Raw genomic sequence first — 9,688 nt, 5'->3', positions numbered from 1 at the left:
GGAATGATTGTAGGAGCTTCTCCGAAATCAGAGGATCTGGTAGTTAACGTATGCAAGAAAAAACATCTTACTAATACCCGTGCAAGCGGTTCGGACGATGCTTTAAGACTTGTGCCGCCAAGACGCCTGAGTCTTGAGGACAGTCTGGAATTTCTGGCAGACGATGAGCTTCTGGAAGTAACTCCTGAAAATATCCGTATCAGAAAAAGAATCTTAAGCAATACACAGCGTGCAAAAATGCGTGCAAAACAATAATAGGATTTTGCAGAAAAATTAATTTTTAAGTAAATCAAGGGATGCTTTCATTTGCAAAGCGTCCCCCTCTTATAATAAAGATAATACGAATATGACAGTAAGTGAAGGGAGAATTACATAAAATGCTTAAAGGATTGTTAGAAAACAAATCATGCAGAGAGTGCAGAATCTGCTGCGGCTTTGACAAAACAGATATATGGGAAATGCCGGTTATGAACAGTGATACAGCAAAGGAACTGTCAAGGCTCAGACCGGATACTGAATTTACAGAAAAAGACGGTGCTTTTATAGTTAAGGCAGGCAGACTTGAAGGGGATGAACTGTTTTTCTGTCCGGCACTTGATAAGGAAAAGGGCTGCATACTGGGAGATAAAAAGCCGTTTGACTGTAGTATCTGGCCTTATAGAATAATGGATCTGAATGGAACGTGGGTCATCAGTATCTGTCCGGTGTGCGGAGAATTATACAACCGTCCGCTTAGGGAACTTGTTGAATTTGTTGAAAATGGACTGGGAGAAAAGATATATAAATATGCCCTTGAAAACCCCGATATTGTAAAAAAATATGATCATTCTTATCCTATCTTAAAGGTTTTAGGTGAAGAAAATACGGATAATTGTTTAAAACGCACAATCAATTAAACAATTTGTGGGTTATTTATACAAACTTGATAAAAACCCCTTGACAGGAATAATTTCCCATGGTATAATGTGATTACAGTAAGAGATACGGAAGAGGAATTAAGATTAAACTTAAACGATTAAAACATAAATTTAATATTTGGCAAACTTATTGAAAAGTAAGGACGCAAAGCTAAGGGTCTAAACCGTAATGGTATGACAGCCGGTTGCATTTAACAGGAGAAAAATAAACTGTTATTTTCTGAACGGCCGGCGTTTATTGAATGCAGGTCGATTTTTATTACATCCTTAAAGAAAAATAGGGTTGCCTGATAATTTGAGAAAGAAGGAAATGTTATGAAAAAGAACACTATTATGAAGGCATCCGCTATTTTGGCAACAGCAGTTATGGCAGCGGCAGCAAACGGCACAATGGTATCAGCTAAGGAAGCTGCACCAAGAACAGTAAAAAGAAGCAAGAAAAATGATATAGTTTCTGTTGAATCTATTGAACTTTCTGATGCTCAGGCAGTAGCAGGAAAAATGGCATCAGTTACATTGTCTATGGAAACAAATAATACATGTGCAGCTTATGATCTTCTTGTTGAATATGATCCTGCACTTAAGCTCGAAAGAGTTATAGGCGCAAATGCTTGTGATACATTTGATAATTATGTAGCACTTATAGGATACGGCTCTGAAGCATACAAGGATAATAAGCCGGTTGTAACTTTACAGTTTACTGTTCCTGATGATGCTGAAACAGGTCAGATTTATGACGTTAAGTTCAGTGAAATCAGAACATTCTCAACATTTGATTCTGATTATGAAAATTATGAATCATATGACGGCACAATTGAAGTTCTTGAAGAAACAAAGAGACGCCCTGATTACATGGTATTTGAAAAATACGATGATAAAACAGGTAATCTGCTTGAACAGAAACCAGGTCTCAGAGGTGATGTTGACGGCGACGGTAAGGTTAATGTAAGAGATGCGGCTACAATTGCAAGACATTGTGCAAGCAGCTTTAAGGGCGAAGAGGTTATTGACACTGATGAAGGTAAATTCTTCGGCAACGTAAATGAAGACGATAAGCTCGCTATTAATGATGCAGCAGCAGTTTCCAGATATTTGTCCAGGAAGAGCGTCGAGGACGTAAGCTGGGACGATATTATTAAGTAAAAAATCAGCTTTCCCTAATCATCACATAATATATTTAAACTGAAAAGGGCGTTTTTACGCCTTTTTCCTTTCGAGTGACTAAACGATAACGATTACTGTTTTATATTGCACAATTCACATATGAAATGTGAAAACTTTGTGAATTTTTATAAAAAATCATTGACAAAAATCCTTCTATAGTTTATAATAAGTATGGAAAGCAAAGGGAAACTTTTGTTTTTGATTTGAAAAATTATATTATTGGAGGATAAATAATGAAAAAATTTGTATGTTCTGTATGCGGTTATGTTTACGAAGGCGAAAAGGCACCTGATGTATGTCCACAGTGTAAAGCTCCGGCTTCAAAGTTCACAGAAGCTCCTTCTGAAGGTCTGGCATGGGCTGATGAGCATGTTGTTGGCGTAGCAAAGGATGTTGATCCTGAAATTATTGAAGGATTAAGACAGAACTTTACCGGTGAATGCACAGAAGTAGGCATGTATCTTGCAATGGCAAGAGTTGCACACAGAGAAGGTTACCCTGAAGTTGGTCTTTACTATGAAAAGGCAGCATATGAAGAAGCTGAACATGCTGCAAAATTTGCTGAACTTCTCGGCGAAGTTGTAACAGACTCAACAAAGAAAAATCTTGAGTTAAGAGTAATGGCTGAAAACGGTGCATGCGAAGGCAAGAAAAAACTTGCTGCAAAGGCAAAAGAGCTTAACCTTGACGCTATTCACGATACTGTTCATGAAATGGCTAAGGACGAAGCAAGACACGGATGTGCTTTTGAAGGTCTTCTTAACAGATATTTTAAATAATAACAATTCCAAAAGCTATTATACAGCTTTTTCCTTCTTCTTTATTTACATACCTCTCCGATCCTCTTCGGAGAGGTATTGTTTTTTGTTCATGAAAGTCAAAGATGGTTGACAAATGTTTCTTGTTAATTTATAATATAAATATACTTTTTAAACAAATTGCCGGTGAATCGGGCAGAAACGGAGATTATTATGGGTTTTGATGAAGCAGGATTTATTTTAAGCCTTCTGGCTTTCGCTTATATATTAATATTTGTATTTTCTTATACTTCACATAAAATTCCTGAATTTATGACAAAAAATAAGAAGGCTTACGGACTTTCTGTAATCGGAGCAGAACTGCTCCTTATAATACTGGCAATACTGGATTTGTCCGGAGTGCTGGATTTCGGAGGCGTAAGCTTAATGCCCCTGATATTCGCTGTTTCAGGATTTATTTCCGGGGCGGGAGCTTTCTTAAGAAAAAAGTACAGTCCTGAAAGATGCAGCGGTCTTATAAAATTTGCGGCTCGTTCCATGATGGTCTGTACACTTATTGAAATTATGATTTTTAATATGAATTCATTTCATCTGCTTTTCGGAAATTACAGTCCTGTACAGCTGGATACCGCAAATGCTGTAACTGAAAATTTTGACACGTCATCTTCAAAAACTGTACAGTCAGGAAATGCGTCCATTGAATTTAAAAATCTTAATATGCCTGTGGGAACTCTTACTATTGAATCGGAATCTCTTAACAATCCGGCGGTTACTTATAGTATCTCCTTCTCTGATGATACGAATAAAAACGGCTACCGTACCGGATGCGCCATGGCTGAGGTTATAAACTCCAATGAACGAAGCCAGACTGTTGTATGCAATTTTTCCGGAAATACGTATGACCTCAAACTTGATTTCAGTGCCGATGACGGGGACGTAATAACTATCGGAAGAATCGCTGTTAATATACCTGTCTTTATTCATTTTTCATTCCTGAGATTCTTTTTAATGCTTTTGGGAAGTATAGGAATATATATCCTCGTTTTCTCCCCGGCATTCAGAAAATCATTTAAGGATAACAGTATTCTTACAAAAACACTTGCATATTCATTAACCGGAATATTTATTATTTTATCTCTTGTTATTACAAACTGCTATCGCTATTCTGATCCTGACCACAGCCTGAAAAAGGATTTTACTATGGAAACTGGAAATCAGATAACTCAGGAAATTGTAGATGCATTTGAAAATGGACAGGTTTCTCTTCTGAGAGAACCGGAGCCGGAGCTTCTGGCTTTGGAAAATCCTTATGATAACAGTCAGCGAAGCGGAATAAATTATGCATGGGATCACGTTCTCTATGACGGAAAATATTATTCATACTATGGAATAGCTCCTGTTGTACTGCTGTTTCTGCCTTTCCACAAGATTACCGGCTATTATTTCCCGTCGGTGTGGGCAATATGGCTTTTTGGTGCATTGGGAATCTTCTTCCTTTCAAAATTCTACATGTCCTTTACAAATAAATTTTTCAGAAATGTCAGGTCTTCTCTGATAATTTCCGGACTTATAATGATGCAGCTTATAACGGGTATCTGGCTTTGCTATAATACTCCTAATTTCTATGAGATTGCTCAGTCGGCAGGCTTTGCGTGTGTAACCTGCGGAGCGTTTCTGCTTATGTCTTCAAATGTTTTAGGAGACGGAAAAATAATAAAATGGCGTGTCTGCCTTTCTTCAGTAATGCTGGGACTGGGCGTTCTCTGCCGTCCGACTCTTGTGCTTTACTGCTTTGCGGCATTCTTATTTATCTGGGGCGGACTGAGAAAAATGCGTTCCCAGTATACTGCAAAAAACAGCGTAAAACCGTCATTTAAACATTATCTGCCTTATCTGCTTTGCGCACTTGTACCATTTGCGGTAATAGGCGGAGTCCAGATGGTTTACAATTATGCGAGATTTGATTCGTTCTTTGATTTCGGAATACAATATTCGCTGACAATAAATGACTTTACACAGTCCCAGTATCACACACACTTTGTCCTTGTCGGTCTGTATAATTTTCTGCTGGCAATTCCTGATTTTGCTCCTGATATGCCGTTCTTTATCGGTAATACGGTTGAAACCTTCAATCCTCAGGGATACTATTTCATAGCAACATATTCCGCTATCGGACTAATCTGGAAAGCATTGCCTGTTCTTTCCTATGGATACGGCTTAAAGGCTTACCGCAAATCCAATGGAGATTACAAAAGGCTTTATTCAGTTATTATATTGGTTACATGCATTGTGATACCATTTATTATAATGTGCTCCGTATGGGAAAGCGGTTATGCTGCAAGATATTCTGTTGATGTGGCATGGCAGTTGCTTACGGGTGCGCTGGCAATCGCATTTATAATGTTTGATAAAGCAAATGGGGCAGTAAAGTCAATTTTAAACAAGCTTATGACTGCAAGTTTGGTAGTATGTTTTGTTCTGTGTGCGGCTCAGTCCTACAGCTGGATATTAACGGTAAATATGCCGGCATCGCAAAAGGCGTCATTTATGGCTTTTGAACGCTTATTTGAATTCTGGAAATAAAATATTTCACAAAAGGGAATGCTTTTTATGGACATTCCCTTTAATTATTATGCTGAAAATATTTTCTAATCAGGCGTGAAATTTTAGCAAAGATCAATTAATAATTAAAATTTAAAATTACTTGTAAAAAATATTTTTATACATATTCAACAAAAATACACTGCTTGGAATATGCATTATTGACATTGAAAAAACGGTGTGTTATAATAAATTTTGTAGAAAAGTTAATTTTTAATAGACTTAAATTTTAGAAAGGGTGATAAGCTTTATGAAGAAATTCAAAGGTATGGCAGCTTTGATATCCGCTGCCGTGATTTCCATGATGTCTGTTTTTAGTGCATCCGCAGCAGATTATATGGGCGATGTCAACAATGACGGCGATATTAAAACAGAAGCTGAAACAACTGTTACAACAGTAACTGATCCTGTTGAAACAACAGAAGCTGAAACAACTGTTACAACAGTAACTGATCCGGTTGAAACTACAGAAGAATCTACTACAACTCTTGTTGAAGTTACAACAACTGGTGCAGAAACAACAGAAGCAATTACTACAACTCTTGTTGAAGTTACAACAACTGATGCAGAAACAACAGAAGCAACTACTACAACTCTTGTTGAAGTTACCACAACTGATGCAGAAACAACAGTATCAGAAGTTACAACAACTTCAGATTCAGAAACTTCTGTTTCAGCAGTAACAACAGAAGCAGTTTCAACAACTGTTGACCTGAGTACAAATTCAATTGCAGGTACAGATGTTAACAGAGCTGGTATTGTAGGTGTAATTGGATCTAATTATATCTGGCAGCAGAGCGGTTATGAGGCAATTGCTGAAAATACAACAGGTAACCTGGTACCTGAAATTAATGGTGACGGAACATATACTGTAAGACTTGCAGTAAATAATGAATCAGTTATTCAGTATCTGGGTGTTCGTCTCTTTGGAACAAGCGATACTTCAACAACACTTACACCAAATTACTATCCTGACTTATCAGTTACAATTGATAGTTTGATTATTGATGGAGAAGAAGCAACACTGGCTGATGGAAAGACACTACAGGTTGATAATAATGGTAATGCAAATGAATCAAATGCAGGAACAACAGTTTATATCAATGGATTCAGCGGTGATAATGTACTTCCATCTGGTACAACTGTAAATCAGTATATCGAAATCACATTCACAGTAACCGGTCTGGATACTGCTACAGACTAATTAACGGTTTAACCCGATATAAAAAGACGCTCTCAGGTGAGGGCGTCTTTTTTGCTTTTATACTGTTATAATGAAACCTCCCCGGTTGAAGGGAGGTTTTCAAGCTATTAAAAAATCTTTATCTTATCTTAGTTCCAGCCGGAACATCATCATCAAGGAATACCACTTTAATACTGCCGTTTGGCATATCACAGGCACAAATCATACCCATGCTTTCTTCTCCACAAAGCTTTGCAGGCTTAAGATTTGCCACAAGAATAACTGTTTTTCCGATTAAATCTTCAGGACTGTAAGACTGTGCAATACCGGAAACAACCTGTCTTCCACCCATGCCGTCGTCCAGCTGCAATTTAAGAAGCTTCTTTGATTTTTTGACCTTTTCGCATGCTTTGACTTTTGCGGCTCTGAGCTCTGATTTGAAAAATTCGTCAATGGAAATTTCAGGCGCAAGCTCTATTTTTTCCTGAGGCTTTTTAGCCTTTGCCATCTGTTCTTCAATGAGCTTGTTAAGTTCGTCAATTTCCTTTTCAGCATCAATTCTCGGGAAGAGAACACGTCCCTTTTTAACTGTAACATCTGCCGGCAATACTCCGAATTTTCCGGCATTTTCATATGTTACATCTTTACTGGCTGCACCTATCTGTTCCCATACCTCAGGCATTGTTGACGGCATGAATGCACTCAGAAGTGTTGAAGTTATTCTTATCGTTTCAAGGAGATTGTAAAGTACTGCGGCAAGTCTTGATTTATTTGCCTCGTCCTTTGCCAGTACCCACGGAGCAGTTTCGTCAATATACTTGTTTGCACGGGACACTACCTTGAAAATTTCCGCAAGAGCATTCTGAAGCTGTGTCTTGTCCATAAAATCGTCAACTTTGGCACGAAGTCCGGTTGCCTGTGCGATAAGATCATCATCGAACTCTCCGGCAGCTTTTTCTGTGGGAAGAGTGCCGTCAAAATACTTTATGACCATGGCAACGGTTCTTGAAACAAGATTTCCGAATCCGTTTGCAAGGTCGGAGTTGATACGGTTTATCATGATCTCATTTGAGAAAGAACTGTCCGCACCCAGAGCCATTTCACGCAGAATGTGATAGCGGATTGCGTCAGCACCGTAACGTTCTCCCAGTACGAAAGGATCAACCACGTTTCCGATTGACTTGCTCATTTTCTGACCGTTGAAAGTGATCCAGCCGTGTACTGCAAGATGCTTCGGCAGCGGCAGATCAAGAGCCATAAGCATTGCCGGCCATATAATAGCGTGGAAACGCATTATATCTTTGGCAACCATGTGGACATCCGCAGGCCAGTATTTTTCAAAATCGTCAAAAGATTCATTTTTGTAGCCCAGAGCTGAAATATAGTTTGAAAGTGCATCAATCCACACATAAACCACGTGCTTTTCATCGAATGTTACAGGAATACCCCATGTAAAGCTCGTTCTTGAAACACACAGGTCTTCAAGTCCCGGTTTTATGAAGTTGTTTACAAGCTCTACCGCACGGGTTTTTGGCTGAAGAAAGTCAGTCTCAGTCAGCAGCTTTTCAATTCTGTCCGCAAATGGTGACATTTTAAAGAAGTAAGCTTCTTCCTTCGCCTCGATTACATCTCTTCCGCATTCAGGACATTTTCCGTCAACAAGCTGGGAATCAGTCCAGAAACTTTCGCACGGGGTACAGTACTTGCCTGAATATTCACCCTTGTAGATGTATCCCTTATCGTAAAGCTCCTTAAAAATCTTCTGTACTGTTTCAACATGATAATCGTCAGTGGTTCTGATATATCTGTCATAGCTTATGTTCATAAAGCTCCAGAGCTTTTTGAAAGTCTTGACTATTTCATCAACATATTCTTTCGGAGTAATTCCGGCTTCCTTAGCCTTCTGCTCAATTTTAAGACCATGCTCGTCCGTACCGGTAAGAAACATTACGTCATAGCCCTGCATTCGTCTGTAACGGGCGATAGAATCGCAGGCTACTGTTGTGTAACAGTGTCCGATATGGGGGTTTCCCGACGGATAGTAAATCGGAGTTGTAATGTAATATGGTTTTTTTGACATAATTGTTCCTCCTTGAGTTTTTCATATATTCACTATTATAACTCAATTCCGTAAAATTTTCAAGCTTTTTCAGAAAACTGCGATATTCAGTATTGACCGGACAGTGAACGGCTGAAATAAAGACCGAAGAATACAGGCGAAATCTATAAGTTTTTAGATGTTTTTCACACATTTCTCATTTTATAAAGTTTGAATCTGTTGCAATTTTCACCTTGCTATGATATAATATATTAGGTTTAACAAATTGAAAGGAGTAGATTTGTCTGAAATGTTTACCTGTACTTTACAAAAACTTCAGACGGATCACATTTGTTTATGTGCGGAATAGTAGGCTATGTAGGTTCAAGGGACTGTACTGACGTTTTAATTGACGCCCTTTCAAAGCTTGAATACAGAGGATATGATTCGGCGGGGATAGCCGTATTTGAAAAAGGCGAAATCAAGGTTGCCAAGTCAAAAGGCCGCCTTAAAGATCTTGAACATAAAATGGAGGAAACCGGACGTCCGGAAGGTCATGCCGGAATCGGTCATACAAGATGGGCGACTCACGGAGAACCATCTGATATCAATTCCCATCCTCACAGCGGAAAGAGAGTTACAATAGTACATAACGGAATTATTGAAAACTACAAGCCCCTCAAGGATTTCCTTCTTGCACAGGGCAGGGTTTTCCAAAGTGAAACGGATACTGAAGTCGTGGCTCAGCTTCTGGATTATTACTATGACGGAAATCCGCTGGATACTATTATTAAGGTTATGCATGAGCTTGAGGGTTCATTTGCTCTGGGAATAGTCTTTGCTGATTTTAAGGATACTGTTTATGCCGTTCGCTGTGAAAGTCCTCTGATAGTCGGGGTAGGCGAAAACGAAAGCTTTATAGCTTCTGATGTACCGGCTATTTTAAAATATACCAAAAATTATTATCTTCTTGAACATAATGAAATTGCAAAGCTTTCATCTGATGGCGTGAAAATTTACGATCTCC

6 protein-coding genes, 2 pseudogenes and 1 riboswitch are annotated in these 9,688 nt (G+C 38.6%); of the genes and pseudogenes, 7 read left to right on the top strand and 1 reads right to left on the bottom strand.

The genetic code is table 11. The features are described 5' to 3' along the window. The 6 genes and pseudogenes from ACI4WO_RS05790 to ACI4WO_RS05765 all read left to right on the top strand — a co-directional run. A pseudogene (locus tag ACI4WO_RS05790) lies at nt 1-255 on the top strand (translational GTPase TypA); the annotation flags it as partial. A 122-nt stretch (nt 256-377) separates the two neighbouring features. Beyond that, on the top strand, nt 378-896 hold the full coding sequence (locus tag ACI4WO_RS05785) for a hypothetical protein (protein WP_439806615.1): 519 nt from the start codon (nt 378-380) through the stop codon (nt 894-896). 131 nt (nt 897-1,027) lie between these two features. Next, nucleotides 1,028-1,110: riboswitch (cyclic di-GMP riboswitch) on the top strand. A gap of 122 nt (nt 1,111-1,232) precedes the next feature. Further along, on the top strand, nt 1,233-2,060 hold the full coding sequence (locus tag ACI4WO_RS05780) for a dockerin type I domain-containing protein (protein ID WP_439806614.1): 828 nt from the start codon (nt 1,233-1,235) through the stop codon (nt 2,058-2,060). 254 nt (nt 2,061-2,314) lie between these two features. Continuing rightward, nucleotides 2,315-2,860 carry an NADH peroxidase gene (locus tag ACI4WO_RS05775; RefSeq protein ID WP_439806613.1) on the top strand — a complete coding sequence of 182 codons (546 nt, stop codon included), beginning with the start codon at nt 2,315-2,317 and terminating at the stop codon, nt 2,858-2,860. Nucleotides 2,861-3,052: 192 nt separating this feature from the next. Continuing rightward, nucleotides 3,053-5,422, top strand: a complete 2,370-nt coding sequence (locus ACI4WO_RS05770) for a hypothetical protein (protein WP_439806612.1) — start codon at nt 3,053-3,055, stop codon at nt 5,420-5,422. Nucleotides 5,423-5,690: 268 nt separating this feature from the next. Beyond that, nucleotides 5,691-6,644 (top strand): hypothetical protein, encoded by a 954-nt coding sequence (locus tag ACI4WO_RS05765; protein WP_439806611.1) that lies wholly within the window; start codon nt 5,691-5,693, stop codon nt 6,642-6,644. A 118-nt stretch (nt 6,645-6,762) separates the two neighbouring features. Here ACI4WO_RS05765 and metG read toward each other — a convergent pair whose 3' ends face one another. Further along, complete coding sequence (gene metG, locus ACI4WO_RS05760; protein ID WP_439806610.1) at nt 6,763-8,703, bottom strand: methionine--tRNA ligase; 1,941 nt, start codon at nt 8,701-8,703, stop codon at nt 6,763-6,765. Between the two features lie 315 nt (nt 8,704-9,018). Between metG and ACI4WO_RS05755 the strand changes: the two are divergent. Further along, nucleotides 9,019-9,688 (top strand): annotated as a pseudogene (locus ACI4WO_RS05755) (glutamine--fructose-6-phosphate transaminase (isomerizing)); the annotation flags it as partial.

Origin of the sequence: Porcipelethomonas sp. (assembly GCF_051893655.1) — a bacterium.
Taxonomy (GTDB): Bacteria; Bacillota; Clostridia; order Oscillospirales; family Ruminococcaceae; genus Porcipelethomonas.
Note: the sequence above shows the minus strand (reverse complement) of the source record. Positions and strands in the feature narration are given on the sequence as shown.